Origin of the sequence: Pseudomonas sp. FSL R10-0399 (assembly GCF_009600165.1) — a bacterium.
GTDB lineage: Bacteria > Pseudomonadota > Gammaproteobacteria > Pseudomonadales > Pseudomonadaceae > Aquipseudomonas > Aquipseudomonas helleri.
Genome location: NZ_WIWK01000009.1, coordinates 26,170 through 47,595 on the forward strand (window position 1 = coordinate 26,170; position 21,426 = coordinate 47,595).

21 protein-coding genes are annotated in these 21,426 nt (G+C 54.9%); 14 read left to right on the top strand and 7 right to left on the bottom strand.

Going from position 1 to position 21,426, the window contains the following annotated elements; translation table 11 throughout:
* Positions 1-33: 33 nt before the first annotated feature.
* Complete coding sequence (apbC, locus tag GHO41_RS04325; protein WP_153433030.1) at positions 34-1,128, bottom strand: iron-sulfur cluster carrier protein ApbC; 1,095 nt, start codon at positions 1,126-1,128, stop codon at positions 34-36.
* Between the two features lie 182 nt (positions 1,129-1,310).
* On the opposite strand from apbC, the gene metG reads away from it, so the two are divergent.
* The 4 genes from metG (at position 1,311) to GHO41_RS04345 (ending at position 5,528) form a co-directional block, all read left to right on the top strand.
* Positions 1,311-3,362, top strand: coding sequence for a methionine--tRNA ligase (gene metG / locus GHO41_RS04330; protein WP_153433031.1), 2,052 nt, complete (start codon positions 1,311-1,313; stop codon positions 3,360-3,362).
* 79 nt (positions 3,363-3,441) lie between these two features.
* Positions 3,442-4,530 (top strand): electron transport complex subunit RsxB, encoded by a 1,089-nt coding sequence (gene rsxB, locus GHO41_RS04335; protein ID WP_178109969.1) that lies wholly within the window; start codon positions 3,442-3,444, stop codon positions 4,528-4,530.
* A 67-nt stretch (positions 4,531-4,597) separates the two neighbouring features.
* Positions 4,598-5,236, top strand: coding sequence for an endonuclease III (gene nth / locus GHO41_RS04340; RefSeq protein ID WP_153327201.1), 639 nt, complete (start codon positions 4,598-4,600; stop codon positions 5,234-5,236).
* Between the two features lie 106 nt (positions 5,237-5,342).
* Positions 5,343-5,528 carry a PA3496 family putative envelope integrity protein gene (locus tag GHO41_RS04345; RefSeq protein ID WP_048369427.1) on the top strand — a complete coding sequence of 62 codons (186 nt, stop codon included), beginning with the start codon at positions 5,343-5,345 and terminating at the stop codon, positions 5,526-5,528.
* Positions 5,529-5,616: 88 nt separating this feature from the next.
* On the opposite strand, the gene GHO41_RS04350 is transcribed toward GHO41_RS04345, so the two are convergent.
* Positions 5,617-6,243 (bottom strand): response regulator transcription factor, encoded by a 627-nt coding sequence (locus tag GHO41_RS04350; RefSeq protein ID WP_123751901.1) that lies wholly within the window; start codon positions 6,241-6,243, stop codon positions 5,617-5,619.
* Between the two features lie 1,154 nt (positions 6,244-7,397).
* Here GHO41_RS04350 and GHO41_RS04355 point away from each other — a divergent pair.
* Entirely contained in the window at positions 7,398-8,168 is a 771-nt protein-coding gene (locus tag GHO41_RS04355) for a hypothetical protein (protein WP_153433032.1), read from the top strand.
* A gap of 85 nt (positions 8,169-8,253) precedes the next feature.
* Here GHO41_RS04355 and GHO41_RS04360 read toward each other — a convergent pair whose 3' ends face one another.
* Both GHO41_RS04360 and GHO41_RS04365 read right to left on the bottom strand, forming a co-directional pair.
* Positions 8,254-9,471 (bottom strand): argininosuccinate synthase, encoded by a 1,218-nt coding sequence (locus GHO41_RS04360; RefSeq protein WP_048369425.1) that lies wholly within the window; start codon positions 9,469-9,471, stop codon positions 8,254-8,256.
* A 126-nt stretch (positions 9,472-9,597) separates the two neighbouring features.
* On the bottom strand, positions 9,598-10,503 hold the full coding sequence (locus GHO41_RS04365) for an OmpA family protein (RefSeq protein ID WP_371928835.1): 906 nt from the start codon (positions 10,501-10,503) through the stop codon (positions 9,598-9,600).
* Positions 10,504-10,661: 158 nt separating this feature from the next.
* On the opposite strand from GHO41_RS04365, the gene pyrC reads away from it, so the two are divergent.
* Both pyrC and rnt read left to right on the top strand, forming a co-directional pair.
* A complete protein-coding gene (gene pyrC, locus GHO41_RS04370) occupies positions 10,662-11,708 on the top strand; it encodes a dihydroorotase (RefSeq protein ID WP_153433033.1) in 1,047 nt (348 codons plus the stop codon).
* Positions 11,705-12,379, top strand: a complete 675-nt coding sequence (rnt, locus tag GHO41_RS04375) for a ribonuclease T (protein WP_048386017.1) — start codon at positions 11,705-11,707, stop codon at positions 12,377-12,379. Before pyrC ends, rnt begins: the two co-directional genes overlap by 4 nt.
* 74 nt (positions 12,380-12,453) lie before the next feature.
* Here the strand turns inward: rnt and GHO41_RS04380 are convergent, their stop codons facing one another.
* Positions 12,454-13,056, bottom strand: a complete 603-nt coding sequence (locus GHO41_RS04380) for a peroxiredoxin (protein WP_048369421.1) — start codon at positions 13,054-13,056, stop codon at positions 12,454-12,456.
* A 223-nt stretch (positions 13,057-13,279) separates the two neighbouring features.
* Here GHO41_RS04380 and GHO41_RS04385 point away from each other — a divergent pair, with 223 nt between their 5' ends.
* Together GHO41_RS04385 and bfr are read left to right on the top strand one after the other, a co-directional pair.
* Positions 13,280-13,498: a bacterioferritin-associated ferredoxin gene (locus GHO41_RS04385; protein ID WP_048369420.1), complete on the top strand. Its 219-nt coding sequence runs from the start codon at positions 13,280-13,282 to the stop codon at positions 13,496-13,498.
* Positions 13,499-13,697: 199 nt separating this feature from the next.
* Positions 13,698-14,168, top strand: a complete 471-nt coding sequence (bfr, locus tag GHO41_RS04390) for a bacterioferritin (protein WP_048369419.1) — start codon at positions 13,698-13,700, stop codon at positions 14,166-14,168.
* A 95-nt stretch (positions 14,169-14,263) separates the two neighbouring features.
* On the opposite strand, the gene grxD is transcribed toward bfr, so the two are convergent.
* Positions 14,264-14,605, bottom strand: coding sequence for a Grx4 family monothiol glutaredoxin (gene grxD / locus GHO41_RS04395; RefSeq protein WP_153389893.1), 342 nt, complete (start codon positions 14,603-14,605; stop codon positions 14,264-14,266).
* A 427-nt stretch (positions 14,606-15,032) separates the two neighbouring features.
* Between grxD and argF the strand changes: the two genes are divergently transcribed.
* The gene (gene argF / locus GHO41_RS04400) at positions 15,033-15,953 is read left to right on the top strand and encodes an ornithine carbamoyltransferase (RefSeq protein WP_048386040.1); all 921 of its coding nucleotides are present in this window, start codon (positions 15,033-15,035) and stop codon (positions 15,951-15,953) included.
* Complete coding sequence (locus tag GHO41_RS04405; protein WP_153428082.1) at positions 15,950-17,059, top strand: ABC transporter ATP-binding protein; 1,110 nt, start codon at positions 15,950-15,952, stop codon at positions 17,057-17,059. Before argF ends, GHO41_RS04405 begins: the two co-directional genes overlap by 4 nt.
* Before the next feature lie 67 nt (positions 17,060-17,126).
* Here the strand turns inward: GHO41_RS04405 and ybaK are convergent, their stop codons facing one another.
* Entirely contained in the window at positions 17,127-17,597 is a 471-nt protein-coding gene (gene ybaK / locus GHO41_RS04410) for a Cys-tRNA(Pro) deacylase (protein ID WP_048386011.1), read from the bottom strand.
* A gap of 378 nt (positions 17,598-17,975) precedes the next feature.
* Here ybaK and GHO41_RS04415 point away from each other — a divergent pair, with 378 nt between their 5' ends.
* From GHO41_RS04415 to GHO41_RS04425, 3 genes are all read left to right on the top strand, one after another.
* Positions 17,976-18,827: an MIP/aquaporin family protein gene (locus tag GHO41_RS04415; protein ID WP_153433034.1), complete on the top strand. Its 852-nt coding sequence runs from the start codon at positions 17,976-17,978 to the stop codon at positions 18,825-18,827.
* An 88-nt stretch (positions 18,828-18,915) separates the two neighbouring features.
* A complete protein-coding gene (glpK, locus tag GHO41_RS04420; protein WP_048386009.1) occupies positions 18,916-20,421 on the top strand; it encodes a glycerol kinase GlpK in 1,506 nt (501 codons plus the stop codon).
* Between the two features lie 161 nt (positions 20,422-20,582).
* Positions 20,583-21,338 carry a DeoR/GlpR family transcriptional regulator gene (locus GHO41_RS04425; protein WP_048369413.1) on the top strand — a complete coding sequence of 252 codons (756 nt, stop codon included), beginning with the start codon at positions 20,583-20,585 and terminating at the stop codon, positions 21,336-21,338.
* Positions 21,339-21,426: the final 88 nt, after the last annotated feature.

A 21,426-nucleotide genomic window follows, 5' to 3' on the forward strand; every position in this document is an offset into this window, starting at 1 on the left:
GGCAAGCTCGCTCCTACAGGGGTTTACGGAGTATCAGTCGTCGCTGGTGGTAATGATCGGCATGGCCTGGGTGGCGGCTTCGCTCAGAACAATCCGCGCCCCGACGTGACGGGCCAGCTCTTGGTAGATCAAGGCAATCGGGCTATTCGGGTCGGCAATCGCGGTCGGCTTGCCGTTATCGGCCTGCTCGCGGATTTCCATCGCCAGCGGCAACGAGGCCAGAACTTCCACTCCGTATTGGGTCGCCAGTTTCTCGCCACCGCCTTCACCGAACAAATGTTCTGCGTGACCGCAGTTCGAGCAAATGTGCACAGCCATGTTCTCTACAACGCCCAGTACCGGAATGTTCACCTTGCGGAACATTTCGACACCCTTGCGCGCGTCGAGCAAGGCCAGGTCTTGCGGCGTCGTCACAATCACAGAACCCGCCACCGGGACTTTCTGCGCCAGGGTCAGCTGGATATCGCCCGTGCCGGGCGGCATGTCGATCACCAGGTAATCCAGGTCATTCCAGGCGGTTTGGGTCACCAACTGCAACAGGGCGCCCGACACCATGGGGCCGCGCCAGACCATCGGCGTGTTGTCGTCAGTCAGAAACGCCATCGACATGACCTCAACGCCATGCGCCTCAATCGGCACAAACCATTTCTGATCACGGATTTTCGGGCGAGTACCCTCAGCGATACCGAACATCACGCCCTGGCTAGGGCCATAAATGTCGGCGTCTAAGATCCCCACTCGCGCTCCTTCACGCGCCAGCGCCAGCGCCAGGTTGGCGGCTGTGGTGGATTTACCGACGCCGCCTTTGCCCGAGGCAACGGCCACAATGTTTTTCACATTGGCCAGCCCCGGGATTTGCGCCTGCGCCTTGTGCGGGGCAATCACGCAATTGATCTCAACCTTGGCCGAGGACACGCCATCCAGATTGCTGATGGCCATTTGCAGCATTTGCGCCCAGCCATTCTTGAACAGGCCGGCGGCATAACCCAGTTCGAGCTGTACATTGACATGCTCGCCCTGGACTTCAATGTGACGTACACACCCGGCGCTGACCGGATCCTGGTTCAAATATGGGTCGGTGTATTGGCGAAGGACGGCCTCCACCGCTGCGCGATTGACTGCGCTCATGGGCAACTCCCGAAAAAGGCTGAGTGAAACAGGTCGCTATCGTACCTGTAATAAATCACCTGGCGCAGGCTTTTGAACCAGTCAAAAACATCAGAAAGCATCAGATAGCCGCCCACGGGGTGAAATATATTGCCCGGCGCTTTATAGTGGCCGACCACCGTCTCATCAAGTAGCCGAGCCCCATGTCCGAGCCACGCAAGATCCTCGTCACCAGCGCCCTGCCCTATGCCAATGGTTCAATTCACCTTGGCCATATGCTTGAGTACATCCAGACCGATATGTGGGTGCGCTATCAAAAGCAACGCGGCAATCAATGCACGTATGTCTGCGCAGACGACGCCCACGGCTCGGCCATCATGTTGCGTGCCGAAAAAGAAGGCATCACACCTGAGCAACTGATCGCCAACGTGCAGGCCGAACACTGCGCCGACTTCTCCGAATTCCTCGTGGAGTTCGATAACTATCACTCGACTCACGCCGAAGAAAACCGTGAGCTGTCGAGTGCGATTTACATCAAGCTGCGCGAAGCCGGCCACATCGCCACGCGCTCGATTACTCAGTACTTCGACCCGGAAAAGAAAATGTTCCTGGCCGACCGCTTCATCAAGGGCTCCTGCCCTAAATGCGGCACTGATGATCAGTACGGCGATAACTGCGAAAAATGCGGCGCAACTTACGCTCCGACGGACCTGAAAAATCCGAAGTCGGCGATTTCCGGTGCCACACCGGTCCTCAAGGATTCCCAGCACTTCTTCTTCAAGCTGCCAGACTTCGAAGCCATGCTCAAAAGCTGGACACGAAGCGGCGCGCTGCAAGATGCGGTCGCAAACAAAATCGCCGAATGGCTGGATAGCGGCCTGCAAGAGTGGGACATCTCCCGCGATGCGCCGTATTTCGGTTTCGAAATCCCGGGCGAGCCAGGCAAGTACTTCTACGTCTGGCTGGACGCGCCGATCGGCTACATGGCCAGCTTCAAGAATCTGTGCGAACGCCGCCCTGAACTGGACTTCGACGCGTACTGGAACAAAGACTCCAGCGCCGAGCTTTACCACTTCATCGGCAAGGACATCGTTAACTTCCACGCCCTGTTCTGGCCAGCCATGCTCGAAGGCGCAGGCTATCGCAAGCCTACCGCGATCAACGTTCACGGCTACTTGACCGTTAACGGCCAAAAAATGTCCAAGTCCCGTGGCACGTTCATCAAGGCGCGTACCTACCTTGATCACCTGTCGCCAGAATACCTGCGCTACTACTACGCGGCCAAATTGGGCCGTGGAGTCGATGACCTGGACTTGAACCTCGAAGACTTCGTGCAAAAGGTCAACTCTGACCTGATCGGCAAAGTGGTCAACATTGCCAGCCGTTGCGCAGGCTTCATCCACAAAGGCAATGCCGGCGTGATGGTTGAAAGCAACGCAGCGCCTGAGCTGACCGAAGCCTTCTTGGCTGCAGCACCAAGCATTGCCGATGCTTACGAAGCCCGTGACTTCGCGCGCGCCATGCGTGAAATCATGGCGCTGGCCGACCGCGCCAACGCCTGGATCGCCGAAAAGGCGCCTTGGGCCATGGCCAAGCAGGAAGGCAAGCAAGACGAAGTCCAGGCCGTGTGCGCCTTGGGCGTCAACTTGTTCCGCCAGTTGATCATCTTCCTCAAGCCAGTATTGCCGCAGTTGGCAGCCGATGCCGAAGCGTTCCTGAATGTGTCTCCTTTGACCTGGGACGACCACAGCACCTTGCTCGCCAACCATCAGTTGAATGCTTTCAAACCGCTGATGACGCGTATCGATCCGGCGCACGTGGAAGCTATGGTCAACGCGTCCAAAGAAGACCTGATCGCCAGCCAGACCGATACCGGTACTGCTGCGCCAAAAGGCAATGGCGAGCTGACCAAAGAGCCTTTGGCAGCCGAAATCGAGTTTGACGCGTTTGCCGCTGTCGACCTGCGCGTCGCCTTGATCCTCAAGGCCGAGGCTGTCGAAGGGGCTGACAAGCTGCTGCGTCTGACCCTGGATATCGGCGACGAACAGCGCAACGTGTTCTCGGGCATCAAAAGCGCCTACCCGAACCCAGCTGAGCTGGAAGGTCGCTTGACCATGATGATCGCCAACCTTAAACCCCGCAAAATGCGCTTTGGGGTTTCTGAAGGCATGGTCATGGCGGCGGGCCCTGGCGGTGAAGAAATTTACCTGCTAAGCCCGGACAGCGGCGCCAAGCCTGGTCAACGCATCAAGTAACACGCCCTCCTCATCTGCCAGCGGCCTGCACGTCGCTGGGAGATGTTCGTTGTAGCCTCCCCTCCCGCCATGTCGGATAATCAGCGCCGTTCGTTTAACCGCCTCGCACTCATTACTCACTGCGCAGGATGACTGTCGCCCGGGTGCGGCTCGCTGTCGCTGGACTGATCACACCATGAGCCTGATTCAACGTATTGACGCCTTATTACCGCAAACCCAATGCGGAAAATGCGGGCATCCTGGCTGCAAACCCTACGCAGAAGGCATCAGCCAGGGCGAAGCCATTAACAAATGCCCCCCCGGCGGGACTGAAACCATCGCTGCGCTGGCCAACCTGCTGAGCATTCCCGTTATAGCCCTGGACACGGAGCGAGGCGTGGCACCACCCCAGGTGGCCTTTATTCGTGAAGCTGAATGCATTGGTTGTACCAAGTGTATTCAGGCCTGCCCGGTAGACGCCATATTGGGCGCCGCCAAGCTCATGCACACAGTGATTGTCGATGAATGCACCGGCTGTGACCTATGCGTCGCGCCCTGCCCTGTCGACTGCATCGAAATGCGACCGCTACCCGCCAATGTGATCCCCATTGTCGGCGGGCTTGCACAGGCGCAAGAGCAACTCAATGCACGTACTGAAAAGCGCAACCACGCCCGTAGCCGTTACGAGCGACGTGACGAACGTCTACGACGCGATGAACAGCAACGTCAGGCAGAACGCCTGGCGCGGGCTCAACGAGCACCTGTGGCGCCTGCTGACGCCCTGGCGCTTGAGCCATCACAGACAGAGCCCTCCTTGCTCAGCGATGCAGCGCTTAAAAAAGCCAAGGTCACCCTGGCCATGGCTCGCGCCCAACTGCATAAATCGCTCAAAGCCTTTGGTCACCCGCCGACGGCCCCGCAGCAGGCACAACTGGTTGCCCTGCAAGCACAATTTGAGTCTGCCGAAAAAGCCCTGGCGCAACTGGAGGCCGCCCCGGTGATGACGGTGCCTGCACCCAGCAGCGGGATTGCAGATCTCAAGCGGGCAAAAATTCAGTTGGCCATGCACCGGGCAGCACTTAAAAAGGCGCAGACGCAGGCACACACCAGCGCTGAACTCGCACTTTTGAATGACGCCGTGCTACGAGCAGAACAGACACTCGACGCTTTAGCCCCAACCAAAAGCTGATAGCTTGCCGTCACGAGATACGTTTCTCTTCGATTAACGGACTGCTCTCCAGGAAAAGTTTTTACCCATGAATGCCGCAAAGCGCCTTGAAATCTTCCGTCGGTTTCACGAAGACAATCCAGAGCCAAAAACTGAACTGGCCTACACATCGCCTTTCGAACTGCTGATAGCAGTCATTCTGTCGGCGCAGGCCACTGACGTCAGCGTAAACAAGGCCATGGCAAAATTGTTCCCGGTCGCCAATACCCCAGAAGCCATCTACGCTTTGGGGGTGGAAGGGTTGTCGCAATACATCAAGACCATTGGCCTGTACAACAGCAAGGCCAAAAACGTGATTGAAACGTGCCGCTTGCTCATCGAGCGACATGCCAGTGAGATACCCCAAACGCGGGAGGCGCTTGAAGCACTTCCAGGCGTAGGACGAAAAACAGCCAATGTGGTGCTCAACACCGCTTTCAGGCAACTGACCATGGCCGTAGATACCCATATCTTCAGGGTCAGTAACCGAACCGGAATAGCGCCAGGCAAAAATGTGGTCGAGGTTGAACAGCAATTGATCAAATTCGTGCCTAAGCCGTACCTGCTCGATGCCCATCACTGGCTCATCTTGCATGGTCGCTACGTTTGCCAGGCACGCAAGCCACGCTGCGGGAGTTGCCGCATTGAAGACTTGTGCGATTTCAAGGAAAAAACCTCCGACGATTGAGCGATAGAGGTTTTATGGGCGGATCGATTGAGAAAAACTTTTTTACCCGTAAAGCGTTTATCGCTATAAGGGGCGCCATTGAATGTCTTAGCCTGGAGTGAACTGAATGAGCACTGGCAAAGAACAACTGGAAGTAGAGGATTTTCCAACGACCGACCCGGACGACGCTGAATTGACAGAGCGCCCAGTCGAAGTCGCTAAAACCAACTTGGCTAAACGCCGCACGATAGACGCCTTGCTGGCTGAAAAAAGACTCCAGAAAGAGCTCGAAGACTACCCCTACGACTTGTAATCGTCAGCGCTTAACACCAAAAACCTCCTGCCCGGAGGCTTTTGGTGTTAAGGGGGTTGTGGAGCAAGCCGCTCCTCACCCCTGCCACTCACACCAAGCCATTTCGCTGTGCCAGCTCAATAAGATCAACCAGTGAGCGAGCATTGAGCTTGAGCAGTAGACGCGTTTTGTAGGTACTGACTGTTTTGTTGCTCAGAAACATGCCATCCGCTATTTCCTTATTACTCTTACCTCGCGCCAACTGCTGCAATACCATCATTTCTCGACCAGAGAGGCGGTTCACCATATCGGCTTCACTGGCATTCCCCAAGCTTGAGCGCACTGAATGCAACGCTTGGTTAGGAAAATAACTGTAACCGGAAAGCACAGCCTTGATGGCACTTAAAAGCTCGGTTAAATCCTGCTGCTTGCATACATAACCTGCCGCTCCGGCCTGCATGCAACGCATTGAAAAATGACCGGGAGCTTGCGAAGTCAGCACTAGCACCTTTATAGGAATCGCGGGTGTTGAAAGTCGCGCAATAACTTCAAGCCCGTCGAGTTTGGGAATACCAATATCCAGAATTACAATATCCGGCGCGTACTCACGCGCCATTTGCAAAGCATCCACTCCATTATCCGTCTCTGCGATAACTTCGTAGCCATGTCGTTCCATGAGCATACGCACAGCAAGACGAATGACAGGATGATCATCCACGATCAGCACTTTATTCATGGGTAATTCCAATTTTTTCGCTGTTCGAATTTTAGAGTCAGCACAATAGCCTAGTCACAACACCCTGGGCATAGTGCCCCCCCCCAAGCACCAACAACCAAAGACATTTCCTACGCACAATAAAGATTTGCCCTACGAATAAATCACTCATAAAAATCGCACTCCCACCCTCCCCCTCATTTAAGCGACACAGGAGGAAATCATACAGGCCGATCTTTATATTAAGCGTTCAGTTCTAATGACTATCGGCAACATCCTTGATCACGCTTAAAAAAATACGTTGGCTTACATCCTGAATACCAAAAATTGGCCTGACCCTAGCACTACCAAACCTTGGCGCTCACCCTCCTTTATTACCAACTCATTCAAACAGCAACCGAGCCGATTTCCCTTCAAACGCAGCAGCTTCGCAGGTAAAAACCAAAAACAGCTGACACGACTTAAAACCGCCCGAATTCAAATACACCATGTTTAATCCTCTATTTAATTATTCATCCGCTGTATTTAACCGTACTCCAATAGAAAGATCGGCTCAACCCAACCAAACAAAAACATCCCCCTTAAGCACCCGCGCAATTTCTACCTTGAACTCATATAGATAAACAGTACCTCCCCCCTTCCTCTTTGAAAAAACCAATCCAGTTAAAATCTACTCTTTTTTTAGAAAAAAATATTACCATTTCAAACTTAAAGAAGAGGACTACAAGGCATTCGGAAAGCCCTTAAAATACGATCGAAAAACATACCCCTCAAGCCCTTTCAAACCGGCACCTCGATCCTGACTTAAAAGTAATCCAACGAAAAACTAAAATGTTACTTATTTCCTCCATACTGCATCTCACATAAAAATTACCAACATCCCAGTTCTACTGGCGCAAATCACCTATTAACCCGGAGTTATCCTACAAAAAAGAAAACCAATTCCTCGACCAGAGGACGTCCTATAGAAATAACAAATACAAAAGACTTTTGATTTGCAGTTTCATAAAGCCACGACTAAATTTAAGAAACCCGCTGTCGCAAACCCCTGATTCAAATTCGCACCTACAGGCTATTACTGCGACAACTGTTAAAACCCGTTACAAAAGCGACATTAATACTTAACCACTTCTAATATCATCTACTCCAACCAGAATTTTTCCGCAGGCCACATCATGATAAAAAGCAAAATACGGGTAAACAACCCGCTCACTGTCATTGCTATTTTCTCAATGTTAACCGAAGCTTCCGCAGCGGTTTCATTGCCGTATATCGACAGGGAAAATCAAAAAATTTATGTTTGGTTCTTAATTGTTTTCCCTTCAATTCTGATCACATTGTTTTTTTTGACTCTTAATTTCAATAATAAAACCCTCTACACCCCCATGGACTATCCCAAGGTGAACGCGCGCGCAACACCAGAGCCGGCCGAGCCTGAGGGCCGTACCAAGCGCGCAAGACCCGCTGAAGTCCCCGGCTCACCTGCATGCCAGACAGCGCCACTTCTCTCCAAACCGGGGATAAAATTCATTTCCTACAGCCCTAAAAACTTTATCTTTCTGCCACAAGGGCACAGGGACTACGACTCAACTTTAGAAAAGGCTACACATAAAAAACCTGATTCAGTTCATGAGGAACAACAATTACCGCAGGGTGAAGGAGACCCAAGCAGTCTGTATCTGATCGATTTCAGCCACCCTTCTTTAAAATTGAACAACGACCATACCTTGGGAGACATCCTGCAAACTTACTACGAAATGGCACATCCAAAAAAAGAGTGCCTGCATAAGAACGATATTTTACTCCTGCTAACCAGTAGCTCATTGACGAGTCAATGGGGTCACCAACAGCGACTCGAGCTAGATACAAACATCTCTTCACATTTAGGTGATGCCATGGTCATTACTTACAACACGCAAACCCGACAGCTCAATACATTAAGCTGACAAGACGAATAACCCACCTTTAATGATGATTCGCAAGCATAAAAAAACCCGACCAATGGCCGGGTTTTTTTGATACCAGGTGCAATTAGAACAACTTGCGACCCCGGTTAGCAGCAATACGCATACGCAAGGCATTCAACTTGATGAAGCCAGCAGCGTCGGCCTGATTGTAAGCGCCGCCATCTTCTTCGAACGTTGCGATATTGGCATCAAACAGCGAATCGTCAGACTTGCGGCCGGTAACAATCACATTGCCTTTGTACAATTTCAGACGTACCACGCCGTTAACGTTCACCTGAGAAGCGTCGATCATTTGTTGCAACATCAAACGCTCAGGGCTCCACCAGTAGCCGGTGTAGATCAGGCTGGCGTACTTGGGCATCAACTCGTCTTTCAGGTGAGCGACTTCGCGGTCCAGCGTGATCGACTCAATGGCGCGGTGCGCACGCAACATGATGGTGCCGCCCGGGGTTTCGTAGCAACCGCGGGACTTCATGCCGACATAACGGTTCTCAACGATGTCGAGACGACCGATACCGTTTTCGCCACCGATGCGGTTCAGCGTGGCCAGAACGGTCGCAGGTGTCATTTCAACACCGTCCAGCGCAACGATATCGCCATTGCGGTAGGTCAGTTCCAGATAAGTCGGGGTATCCGGCGCGTTTTCTGGCGACTTGGTCCAACGCCACATGTCTTCTTCGTGCTCGGTCCAGGTGTCTTCCAGTACACCGCCCTCGTAGGAGATGTGCAGCAAGTTGGCATCCATCGAGTACGGGGATTTTTTCTTGCCGTGACGCTCGATCGGGATCGCGTGCTTTTCTGCGTAATCCATCAGTTTTTCACGCGACAGCAGATCCCACTCACGCCAAGGAGCAATCACTTTAACGCCCGGCTTCAGTGCGTAAGCACCCAGCTCGAAACGAACCTGATCGTTACCTTTGCCGGTTGCGCCGTGAGAAATAGCATCAGCACCGGTTTCGTTGGCGATTTCGATCAGACGCTTGGCGATCAGCGGACGCGCAATGGAGGTACCCAGCAGGTACTCACCTTCGTAAACAGTATTGGCGCGGAACATTGGGAATACGAAATCGCGGACAAACTCTTCGCGCAGGTCGTCGATGTAGATTTCCTTGACGCCCATGGCTTGCGCCTTGGCACGTGCAGGTTCAACCTCTTCGCCCTGACCCAGGTCAGCGGTAAAGGTTACGACTTCACAGTTATAAGTATCCTGCAGCCACTTCAGGATCACCGAAGTGTCCAGGCCGCCCGAATAAGCCAGAACGACCTTGTTTACGTCCGCCATGCCATCACTCCACGGGTTGTTCGAAAAGCCGAGCAGTCTAACGCTCGCGGGGCTTAATTTACAGAGGGGCGACAGCTTAAGACGACAAAGCGACAGTAACTTTCAGCAACACGACGCCAAAAAACCTCACGACAGCGTCGCAGGATTGGTAATTCCCACCGCTGGGGGCGGCTTGGGCGGCTCTGGCATACGCTCCAGGCGCACACTGACACGGCGATTCTTCGCCCGATTAGCCGCACTGGTGTTGGGCGCCAACGGGTATTGCTCGCCATGAAAGCGCATCGTGATCTGCGATTCCTGCAGACCGTTTTCTTGCAGGTAGCTCATGACTGCCAAAGCGCGACGCCGGGACAGCTCGCGATTGGTCAACCGATTACCGGAATTATCCGAATAACCGTCCAGCATGACGTGGTTAACCGTAGGATCGGCCTTCATGTACTCCAGCATGATCTGCAGATCCGCGCGGCCCTTGGCATCCAGTTCATTGCCGCTCCCCGGAAAACCGATCTGGCTTTGCCGGACTTGATCGAAATTCTTGGCCAGGAGCTTGGTGGTACAGGCCTCATATTCGCCATAAGCCTGACGAAATTTGACGGGCAAAAGGCGAACTTCCGACAAACCGCCCGTCGCCGAGTAATGCCTGATCAGCGGGCTGCGCCCTTCTAGCAACCCCCGAAACAATCGACCGGCCTGCGCCTGCGAGCTATTAAACAGCACGTTGCCGCGCCCGATACGCACGGTGCCAAGATCGATATCACCGCGCCCCGGCTGCCACGGCGCCGCTGCCGCCAATAACGTTGCCGAACCTTCGCCCAACACCGAGTTGTAGGCATTTAGACGAAAGACAGCCTGCTCTCCGGCGCGGCGCACAAAGACCCCGGCGCCAAAATCAGTGATCGGCTGGATCAGGCGGCACTCAAATTTGTCACCTTCCACTTTCCACTCCACATTCTCCAGACGGGTCTGGAAAGTCAGGGCCATGGCAGGAACGCTGGCAAACAAGCTGAGCAGGATGAAATAACGCTGGCGCACTGAGGGCTCCGCAGATGGTTACTGGCAAAACACCGTTCACCGTTTTTACGACATACCTCGAATGTATCGGTTAACGCAGCTAAAACTTGATAGCGAGTGCCTGAGAGAGTCTTTTCCGGTAGCATTCGCATCAGTTTGACCCGCCTGGAATCCCCCCAATGTCTGACCGCCTGACCCTGCTGCGTCCCGACGACTGGCACATTCATCTTCGCGATGGTGCTGTGTTGCCTCACACTGTGGCGGATGTTGCGCGCACCTTTGGCCGCGCCATCATCATGCCTAACCTCATACCTCCGGTGCGTAACGCAGCTGAAGCCGATGCCTATCGACAGCGCATTCTCGCTGCTCGCCCGGCTGGCAGCCGTTTCGAACCGCTGATGGTGCTCTACCTCACCGACCGAACACAGCCAGAAGACATTCGTACAGCCAAAGCCAGCGGCTATGTACACGCTGCCAAGCTGTATCCGGCTGGCGCAACGACCAACTCCGATTCGGGTGTGACCAGCATCGATGGGATCTTCCCGGTCCTGGAAACCATGGCCGAAGTCGGTATGCCTTTGCTGATCCACGGTGAAGTGACCCGCGCCGATATCGACGTGTTCGATCGCGAAAAGGTCTTCATCGAAGAGCATTTGCGTCGCGTTGTGGAGCGATTCCCGACGTTGAAAGTGGTGTTTGAACACATCACCACGTCGCACGCGGTCCAGTTCGTCAACGAGGCTTCGGCCAACGTCGGCGCAACCATTACCGCGCATCACCTGCTGTACAACCGTAACCACATGCTGGTTGGTGGTATTCGCCCGCACTTCTATTGCCTGCCGATCCTCAAGCGCAACACTCATCAGGAAGCCCTTCTGGATGCGGCCACCAGCGGCAGTGCGAAGTTCTTTCTGGGCACTGACTCGGCACCGCATGCCCAGCATGCCAAAGAAGCCGCCTGCGGTTGTGCCGGTTGCTATACCGCCTATGCTGCTATCGAGCTCTATGCCGAAGCGTTTGAACAGCGCAATGCGCTGGACAAGCTCGAAGCCTTTGCCAGCTTGAATGGCCCACGCTTCTATGGCCTGGCACCGAGCACCGAACACATCACCCTGGTTCGCGAAGAGTGGACCGCCCCGAGCAGCCTGCCTTTCGGCGAGCTGAACGTAATCCCGCTGCGCGCCGGTGAAAAACTGCGCTGGCGCCTGCTTGAGGAAAACGCGTGAGCGACGACCATTTTGATGACGAGCACGAGGGCGGTCATGGCGGCGGTTCGCGCCATCCGATGGCCGAGCGTTTTCGCGGCTATCTGCCAGTCGTAATCGATGTTGAAACCGGCGGCTTCAATAGCGCTACCGACGCGCTGCTGGAAATCGCGGCGGTCACCATCGGCATGGACGAAAAAGGCTTTGTGTTCCCGGAACACACCTATTTCCACCGTGTGGAGCCTTTTGAAGGCGCCAACATCGAAGCCGCAGCCCTGGAGTTCACCGGCATCAAGCTGGACCATCCGCTGCGTATGGCGGTCAGTGAAGAAACAGCGCTGACCGACATCTTCCGGGGTGTGCGCAAAGCGCTAAAGGCCAATGGTTGCAAACGCGCCATCCTGGTAGGTCACAACAGCAGCTTCGACCTGGGCTTTCTGAATGCGGCCGTGGCGCGTCTGGACATGAAACGTAACCCGTTTCACCCGTTCTCGAGCTTCGACACTGCAACCCTGGCGGGCCTGGCGTATGGCCAGACCGTTCTGGCCAAGGCCTGCCAGGCAGCTGACATCGACTTTGACGGGCGTGAGGCGCACTCGGCGCGTTACGACACCGAAAAAACCGCTGAGCTGTTCTGTGGCATCGTCAACAGCTGGAAGCAAATGGGCGGCTGGAAAGACTTCAACGACTGATCACGTCGTTCAGGCTAACCACCGCACATAAAAAACCGGACCCAGGGTCCGGTTTTTTTATGCCGCCAAAAAGCTTACAGCTTGCCAGCATTCTCAGTCAGGTAAGCCGCAACGCCTTCAGTCGAAGCGGTCATGCCTTTGTCGCCTTTCTTCCAGTTAGCCGGGCATACTTCGCCGTGCTCTTCGTGGAATTGCAGTGCATCAACCAGACGCAGCAGCTCGTCCATGTTGCGACCCAGTGGCAGGTCGTTAACGATCTGGGAGCGAACAACGCCCTTGTCATCGATCAGGAATGCGCCGCGCAGTGCTACGCCGCCTTCAGTTTCAACGTCGTAGGCTTTGCAGATCGCGTGGTTGATGTCGGCAGCCATGGTGTATTTCACCTGGCCGATACCGCCATTGTTCACCGGGGTGTTGCGCCATGCGTTGTGAGTGAAATGGGAGTCGATAGAGACTGCAACCACTTCAACGTTACGCGCCTGGAACTCAGGAATACGGTGATCCAGAGCGATCAGTTCCGATGGGCAAACGAAGGTGAAGTCCAGTGGGTAGAAGAACACCAGGCCGTATTTGCCTTTGATAGCGGAGGACAGCGTGAAGCTATCAACGATTTCGCCATTGCCGAGTACGGCTGCGACGGTGAAGTCAGGGGCTTGTTTGCCTACGAGTACGCTCATTGGATATCTCCTGGGTGCGACGTGAAAAACGGGATCCGGCTGCAAAGCCCTTGAGAAACAACAGGCTTGCTACCCGATCACCGCGTAAAAAGAGCGGCATCATACACCGTTCGTCTGCACAACCTGAACAACCCCCCCACCGCGCCCTAATCTACTTTGACAATCATTCTCGTTAACATTAAAATCCGTTTCATTGAATCCCAACCAGCGATGGTTCTTATTTATGTACGTTTGCCTCTGCACTGGCGTTACTGACGGAAAAATCCGCGATGCAATCTACGAAGGTTGCTGCAGCTACCGAGAAGTGCGCGAAGCCACCGGCGTCGCCAGCCAATGCGGCAAATGTGCTTGCCTGGCCAAGCAAGTGGTTCGCGAAACCCTGACCTCGCTTCAAGCCAGCCAGGCAGCCTTGGGTTTTCCAGCAGAATTTTCAGCAGCGTAATTATCAAGTTTCTAATGAACCGGACTTAACGTCCGGTTTTTTTATGCCAAAAATTCAAGTACTTAGGGCCAAAACGCGGAACACAAACATTCTTATTCCGATTAATTTTCATTTATTATTCAAACACTTAGGTTTGACAGTCGTTAATACGCAGATCAAACTCTGCCTTATATACGGTTAACTAAGGCAGGCCCTCGCGATGAAAGGCGATATTTCAGTCATCCAGCACCTCAATAAAATCCTCGGTAACGAGCTGGTTGCGATCAACCAATACTTCTTGCATGCACGTATGTATCAAGATTGGGGCCTGGAAAAGTTAGGCAAACACGAATACAACGAATCCATCGACGAGATGAAGCACGCTGACAAGCTGATCAAGCGCATCCTGTTCCTGGAAGGCCTGCCGAACGTTCAAGACCTGGGCAAGCTGCACATTGGTGAACACACCAAGGAAATGCTTGAGTGCGACCTGCGCATTGAGCGTACCGGCCACGCTGATCTCAAAGCAGCCATCGCCCACTGCGAAGTTGTTGGCGACTTTGGTAGCCGTGAACTTCTGGAAGATATTCTGGAATCCGAAGAAGAACATATCGACTGGCTGGAAACTCAGTTGGGCCTGATCGATAAAATCGGTATTGAGAATTACCTGCAATCGCAGATGGGTGAGTAACTAACGCCCACAAAAAAGCCCCGCCCTGTTTATACAGAGGCGGGGCTTTTTTATGGGCTGCTACTTGATCACTCAAGTAGCAGCAACGTCAGCCATTAAGCTTCAGTTTTGGCCGCGGCTGCTTTCTCAACAGCTTCTTTGATAAGGGCCTGCAAAGAGCCGTCAGCAAACATTTCAGCCATGATGTCGCTACCACCAACCAGCTCACCGCCTACCCACAGTTGCGGGAAGGTCGGCCAGTTCGCGTATTTCGGCAGGTTGGCACGGATTTCAGGGTTCTGCAGGATGTCCACGTACGCGAACTTCTCACCGCAACCCATGACGGCCTGGGCCGCTTTAGCCGAAAAGCCACACTGCGGGGCATTCGGAGCGCCTTTCATGTAAAGCAGAACGGTATTGTTGGCAATCTGATCTTTGATAGTTTCGATGATATCCATGGAGCACCTCGGCTGAACTTTCCGACTCAGTTGTCGGCACGGTGGCGCATTGTAACGGAAAGCCGAGCATGACGCTCGGTCTCCCAGACAGACAATCGTCGCAACTTCATCTCACATTCCTGCTTTGCACACGTGGGCAGTCATGCCCCACGTTCACTCAGAATTGCAAAACAACCTGAGGGCAGTGTACAACTGGGCAGCTGAGGTGAGGCGAATCACTTAACCGTGGTTTCAGCCGCGTGCTCATGCAGCGCAAGACTCGCATAAACCTCAAAACGTGACCCATATTGGCAAGACGCGACATTTCCTTATAAGATCGCGCCTTCCCCTATTTCGTCGCCCCGTGCGGCTTTCGCCGCAGGTCTCGCCGTTTTTCCGAAAAACCCGGCTTTGAGTTCTGCGGTCGTTGCAAAGAAGGTAGTTAATGATGAGCGCAAGGCACTTTCTCTCCCTGATGGATTGCACGCCCGAAGAGCTAGTCAGCGTCATCCGTCGCGGTATCGAGCTAAAAGACCTGCGTGATCGCGGCGTTCTCTTCGAACCTTTGAAAAACCGCGTCCTGGGCATGATTTTCGAAAAGTCATCGACCCGCACCCGTCTGTCATTTGAAGCCGGCATGATCCAGTTGGGCGGCCAGGCTATTTTCCTGTCCCCTCGCGACACTCAATTGGGCCGCGGTGAGCCGATTGGCGACTGCGCAATTGTAATGTCGCGCATGCTCGACGCCGTGATGATCCGTACTTTTGGCCACAACACCCTGACCGAATTCGCCGCCAATTCGCGCGTCCCGGTAATCAACGGCCTGTCCGATGACCTGCACCCGTGCCAGTTGCTGGCCGACATGCAAACCTTCCTCGAACACCGTGGCTCGATCAAAGGCAAAACCGTGGCCTGGATCGGTGACGGCAACAACATGTGCAACAGCTATATAGAAGCGGCCATCCAGTTCGACTTCCACCTGCGCGTTGCCTGCCCTGAAGGCTACGAGCCGAACCCTGAGTTCGTGGCGCTGGCCGGCGATCGCGTGAGCATCGTGCGTGACCCGCGTGAAGCGGTGCGCGATGCACACCTGGTGAGCACAGACGTCTGGACCTCCATGGGCCAGGAAGAAGAAACCGCCAAACGCCTGAAGCTGTTTGCGCCATACCAGGTTGACCGTGCCCTGCTTGACCTGGCCGCCGAAGACGTCCTGTTCATGCACTGCCTGCCCGCTCACCGTGGTGAAGAAATAAGCCTCGACCTGCTGGACGACCCGCGCTCTGTAGCCTGGGACCAAGCGGAAAACCGTCTGCACGCGCAAAAAGCGTTGCTGGAGTTTCTGGTCAAACCTGCGTACCAACCCGCATGAGTCAGCCGCTATTGCTCAACCTGCGGGATCTGGCCTGTGGCTATCAAGGCCAGAGCGTCGTGCAGAACCTCAACCTGCACCTCAATGCCGGTGATATTGGCTGCCTGCTCGGCTCCTCGGGTTGCGGCAAAACCACAACGCTGCGGGCAATTGCCGGTTTTGAGCCGGTGCACCAAGGTGAAATCCAGCTCGCGGGCGAAGTTATCTCCAGTGCCGGTTTTACCCTGGCCCCGGAGAAACGTCGCATCGGCATGGTGTTTCAGGACTACGCCCTGTTCCCACACTTGAGCGTGGCCGACAACATTGCGTTTGGCATTCGCAAGCACCCGAACAAAGACCGTGTGATCGAGGAACTGCTGGAACTGGTCAATCTAAAAGACCTGGGCAAGCGCTTCCCGCACGAGCTTTCGGGTGGCCAACAGCAACGCGTTGCGCTCGCCCGAGCTTTGGCTCCTGAGCCTCAACTGCTGTTGCTGGACGAACCCTTCTCGAACCTTGACGGTGAATTGCGCCGCAAGCTGAGCCATGAAGTGCGCGACATTCTTAAAGCGCGTGGCACCAGTGCCATTCTGGTGACCCACGATCAGGAAGAAGCCTTCGCCGTCAGTGATCATGTAGGGGTGTTTAAAGAGGGTCGTCTGGAGCAGTGGGATACCCCCTACAACCTCTACCACGAGCCGCTGACGCCATATGTAGCGAGCTTTATCGGCCAGGGCTATTTCATTCGTGGGCAATTGCTCAGCCCTGAGTCGGTACAGACCGAGTTGGGCGTATTGCGCGGCAACCGGGCTTATAGCTGGCCAACTGGCGGCGCTGTTGATGTCCTGCTGCGCCCGGATGACATCGTCTACGCCCCTGATAGCGCGCTTAAAGCCAAAATCATCGGCAAGACCTTCCTTGGCGCATCGACCCTGTACCGCTTGCAACTACCCACGGGCAGCCAGCTAGAGTCGATTTTCCCAAGCCATGCCGATCACGCACCCGGCACGCAAGTCGGCATCCGGGTGGCGGCAGAACACTTGGTGATGTTTCAGGGCAGCGGCAGCACAGCGGCTCAAATCCCTCACTCGGAATCCGGCGTAAGGCGTTTCAGCACCGCTCAGTGATACGAATGGTTTGTCCCGCGATCTTTTGATAGTTAAAAGATCGCGAGACAAGCTAGCTCATACCGATTTACACCCGCCCGATCGGTGCAAACTTGGCCTGCGTATGCTCAGCCAGCACGGCCGGAGCCAGCTCCACTTCCAGCCCGCGCCGTCCGGCGCTGACATAAATCGTCTCGAACGCCTTGGCGCTTTCATCAATAAACGTACGCAGACGCTTCTTTTGCCCCAGCGGGCTGATCCCGCCCAACAGGTAACCCGTGGCACGTTGAGCGGCCGCAGGGTCAGCCATTTCGACTTTTTTGACCCCGGCCGCCTGCGCCAGTGCTTTAAGGTCAAGACTTCCGACGACCGGTACAACCGCAACCAATAACTCACTCTTTTCACTGCTGGCCAACAGAGTCTTGAACACTTGAGCCGGTTCGAGATTGAGCTTTTCTGCCGCCTCCAGCCCGTAGGACGCGGCCTTGGGGTCATGCTCGTAGCTGTGTACTCGATGTTCGGCGCGAACTTTTTTCAGCAGGTCCAATGCAGGCGTCATGACAGCCCCTGTGGTGAATTGACTAAAGAATACAGAGCCGGATTTTAGGCCATTAGCCGATAAAAAACGCGCTGGAACGGGCTTCCCGGCGCTATTTAGCGCTGAAACGTTACACCCTTACCTGCCAATTTGTATTTTTTTCTTACATAAAACCAGCACCAAAAACTCATGTGAAAGTCAGAATGTGGCGCATCGTTCACTTTCGACCTTTGACAGCAGTGTTTGTTGTCTATATTTTTCGAATCTGAACATACCGCCTATTACCTATGTTCTGTTACCGACCCATGAATTTCCTAAAAACGGCATCTGTTTTTTCTGCACCGCTGCACTGCCACCCCTGACTAACGACGTCAAAAAACAACAAAAAAGAGGTTTCAAATGACGACTGCAACGCAGCACCCCAAGCTTTCAGGTCAGTGCCTCGCCGAATTTCTCGGCACTGCACTGCTCATATTTTTCGGTACAGGATGCGTTGCGGCTCTCAAGGTCGCGGGCGCCAGCTTTGGCTTATGGGAAATCAGCATCATCTGGGGCATTGGCGTCAGCATGGCTATTTACCTGACAGCCGGGGTTTCCGGTGCACATCTGAATCCGGCGGTCAGCATTGCGCTGTGCCTGTTTACCGATTTTGATAAACGTAAACTGCCGTTCTACATCCTTGCTCAAGTGGCCGGTGCCTTTTGTGCGGCGGCGTTGGTTTATACGCTCTACAGCAATTTGTTCTTCGATTATGAACAAGCGCACAACATGGTTCGCGGCAGCCAGGCCAGCCTCGAATTAGCCTCGGTCTTCTCGACTTACCCGCACCCGGCGCTCTCCACGTTGCAAGCCTTCCTCGTTGAAGTGGTGATCACCGCCATCCTCATGGGCGTGATCATGGCCCTCACCGACGACAAGAATGGTCTGCCACGCGGCCCGCTGGCGCCACTGCTGATTGGTCTGTTGATTGCCGTGATCGGCAGTTCGATGGGCCCGCTGACCGGCTTTGCGATGAACCCGGCGCGTGACTTCGGACCTAAACTGATGACTTTCTTTGCTGGTTGGGGCGAAATTTCCTTCACGGGTGGCCGCGATATTCCTTATTTCCTGATTCCTATTTTTGCACCCATCGTAGGTGCCTGCCTCGGCGCGGCCATTTATCGCGGGCTGATTGCCCGTCACTTGCCCCAGCCAGAGTTCGCACCTGCGCACGCTCCAGCGGTCGCCGAGGTTAAAACCCAAGCGTCCTGATATCGACTTATGAAACGGGGCGCATGAGACTACTGCCCGTAACCTGCTCGCGCCCGGAAACCATTACTTCATTCTGCAAGGCAACCCCATGACCGACATTCAGAATAAGAACTACATCATTGCGCTGGACCAAGGCACTACCAGTTCGCGAGCGATCATTTTTGATCGTGACGCCAACGTGGTCTGCACCGCGCAACGCGAGTTTCAACAGCATTACCCGCAAGCCGGCTGGGTTGAACATGACCCGATGGAAATCTTCGCCACCCAGAGCGCGGTCATGGTCGAAGCGCTGGCCCAGGCCGGTCTGCACCACGACCAGGTAGCGGCAATCGGCATCACCAACCAGCGTGAAACCACGGTGGTGTGGGACAAGATCAGCGGTCGCCCGATCTACAACGCCATCGTCTGGCAATGCCGTCGCAGCACTGAAATCTGCGAACAGCTCAAGCGCGGTGGTCATGAACAGTACATCCGCGAAACCACCGGCCTGGTGACTGACCCCTACTTCTCCGGCACCAAGCTCAAGTGGATCCTCGACAACGTCGAAGGCAGCCGTGAGCGCGCGCGCAAGGGCGAATTGCTGTTCGGCACCGTCGACAGCTGGCTGATCTGGAAATTTACCGGCGGCAAAACCCACGTCACCGACTACACCAACGCCTCGCGCACCATGCTCTTCAACATCCACACCCTGGAGTGGGATGCCAAGATGCTGGATGTGCTGGATATCCCGCGCGAAATGCTCCCAGAGGTTAAATCCTCTTCCGAAATCTATGGCCGCACCAAAAGCGGCATCGCCATCGGCGGGATTGCCGGTGACCAGCAAGCCGCGTTGTTTGGCCAGATGTGCGTCGAGCCGGGCCAGGCCAAAAACACCTACGGCACCGGCTGCTTCCTGCTGATGAACACCGGCACCAACGCGGTTCAGTCCACCCACGGTATGCTGACCACCATCGCTTGCGGCCCACGCGGCGAAGTGGCTTACGCGCTGGAAGGTGCGGTCTTCAACGGCGGCTCGACAGTGCAGTGGCTGCGCGACGAGCTGAAAATCATCAACGATGCACACGACACCGAATACTTTGCCAACAAGGTAAAAGACAGCAATGGCGTGTATCTGGTGCCTGCGTTTACCGGTCTGGGCGCGCCTTACTGGGACCCGTATGCCCGTGGCGCACTGTTCGGCCTGACCCGTGGCGTACGGGTAGACCACATTATTCGTGCAGCCCTTGAGTCGATTGCCTACCAGACCCGCGACGTACTGGACGCCATGCAGCAGGACTCGGGCGAACGCCTGAAAGCCTTGCGCGTTGACGGTGGCGCGGTGGCCAACAACTTCCTGATGCAGTTCCAGGCAGACATCCTCGGCACCATGGTCGAACGCCCGCAAATGCGCGAAACCACAGCCTTGGGCGCCGCCTACCTGGCTGGTCTGGCTTGCGGTTTCTGGGGCAGCCTGGATGAATTGCGCAGCAAAGCGGTGATCGAGCGCGAATTCGAACCCCAGCTTGAAGAAGCGAGCAAAGAGAAGCTCTATGCCGGATGGAAAAAGGCCGTAGAGCGTACACGCGACTGGGAACCCCACGAAGAAAGCAACTAAGCCAGCACGTAAGCCAGCACGGCTCAATTGCCGGTAAAACACCCAACGGGCGCCCTTCGCGCCCGTTGTCATATCTGTATTCATGGCACCTGTGTGTAGCAGGTCGGGGCCTTCCTGCGGCATCATGAGCGACTTTTGCTTCGCCGCCCAAAGGAAACTCCATGAATCTGCCTCCACGCCAACAGCAGATCCTCGAACTCGTTCGCGAGCGCGGCTATGTCAGCATCGAGGAAATGGCTCAGTTGTTCGTTGTTACACCGCAGACTATCCGCCGCGACATCAACCAGTTGGCCGAGGCCGATTTGCTGCGTCGTTATCACGGTGGCGCGGCCTACGACTCCAGCGTTGAAAACACGGCCTACGCCATGCGCGCCGACCAGATGCGCGATGAAAAACGCCGTATCGGTGAAGCTATCGCCGCCCAGATTCCTGACCACGCCTCGATTTTCATCAACATCGGCACCACCACCGAGTCGATTGCCCGGGCGCTGCTCAACCATAACCACCTGAAAATCATCACCAACAACCTGCACGTTGCCTCAATTCTCAGCGCCAAAGACGACTTTGAAGTGCTGATAGCCGGCGGCAACGTACGCCGAGACGGCGGCATCGTGGGTCAGGCCAGCGTCGACTTTATTAATCAGTTCAAATTCGATTTCGCCCTGATCGGCATCAGCGGTATTGATTCGGATGGCAGCTTGCTGGATTTCGACTACCAGGAAGTGCGCGTTTCTCAGGCCATTATCTCCAACGCCCGACAAGTGATTCTGGCGGCGGACTCCAGCAAATTCGGCCGTAATGCCATGGTACGACTGGGCCCGATCAGCTTGATTGACTGCCTGGTGACCGACCAGCACCCGGTGCCTGAACTGACCCAATTGCTGGCACAGAACAAAATCCGCCTCGAAGTGGTTTAAGCCATATGTGTGGGAGCGGGCTTGCTCGCGATGGCATCTACACCGTGATTCAGGGCGACCGTGTCGCCTGAATCGCGAGCAAGCCCGC

Coding starts and splice junctions, on each gene's coding strand:
- GHO41_RS04360 (WP_048369425.1), bottom strand. CDS start 9,471: ATGGCGGACGTAAACAAGGTCGTTCTGGCTTATTCGGGCGGCCTGGAC.
- GHO41_RS04380 (WP_048369421.1), bottom strand. CDS start 13,056: ATGAGCGTACTCGTAGGCAAACAAGCCCCTGACTTCACCGTCGCAGCC.
- pyrC (WP_153433033.1), top strand. CDS start 10,662: ATGTCTGACCGCCTGACCCTGCTGCGTCCCGACGACTGGCACATTCAT.
- bfr (WP_048369419.1), top strand. CDS start 13,698: ATGAAAGGCGATATTTCAGTCATCCAGCACCTCAATAAAATCCTCGGT.
- argF (WP_048386040.1), top strand. CDS start 15,033: ATGAGCGCAAGGCACTTTCTCTCCCTGATGGATTGCACGCCCGAAGAG.
- GHO41_RS04425 (WP_048369413.1), top strand. CDS start 20,583: ATGAATCTGCCTCCACGCCAACAGCAGATCCTCGAACTCGTTCGCGAG.
- nth (WP_153327201.1), top strand. CDS start 4,598: ATGAATGCCGCAAAGCGCCTTGAAATCTTCCGTCGGTTTCACGAAGAC.
- GHO41_RS04405 (WP_153428082.1), top strand. CDS start 15,950: ATGAGTCAGCCGCTATTGCTCAACCTGCGGGATCTGGCCTGTGGCTAT.
- GHO41_RS04355 (WP_153433032.1), top strand. CDS start 7,398: ATGATAAAAAGCAAAATACGGGTAAACAACCCGCTCACTGTCATTGCT.
- GHO41_RS04385 (WP_048369420.1), top strand. CDS start 13,280: ATGTACGTTTGCCTCTGCACTGGCGTTACTGACGGAAAAATCCGCGAT.
- ybaK (WP_048386011.1), bottom strand. CDS start 17,597: ATGACGCCTGCATTGGACCTGCTGAAAAAAGTTCGCGCCGAACATCGA.
- GHO41_RS04350 (WP_123751901.1), bottom strand. CDS start 6,243: ATGAATAAAGTGCTGATCGTGGATGATCATCCTGTCATTCGTCTTGCT.
- metG (WP_153433031.1), top strand. CDS start 1,311: ATGTCCGAGCCACGCAAGATCCTCGTCACCAGCGCCCTGCCCTATGCC.
- glpK (WP_048386009.1), top strand. CDS start 18,916: ATGACCGACATTCAGAATAAGAACTACATCATTGCGCTGGACCAAGGC.
- GHO41_RS04415 (WP_153433034.1), top strand. CDS start 17,976: ATGACGACTGCAACGCAGCACCCCAAGCTTTCAGGTCAGTGCCTCGCC.
- GHO41_RS04345 (WP_048369427.1), top strand. CDS start 5,343: ATGAGCACTGGCAAAGAACAACTGGAAGTAGAGGATTTTCCAACGACC.
- apbC (WP_153433030.1), bottom strand. CDS start 1,128: ATGAGCGCAGTCAATCGCGCAGCGGTGGAGGCCGTCCTTCGCCAATAC.
- grxD (WP_153389893.1), bottom strand. CDS start 14,605: ATGGATATCATCGAAACTATCAAAGATCAGATTGCCAACAATACCGTT.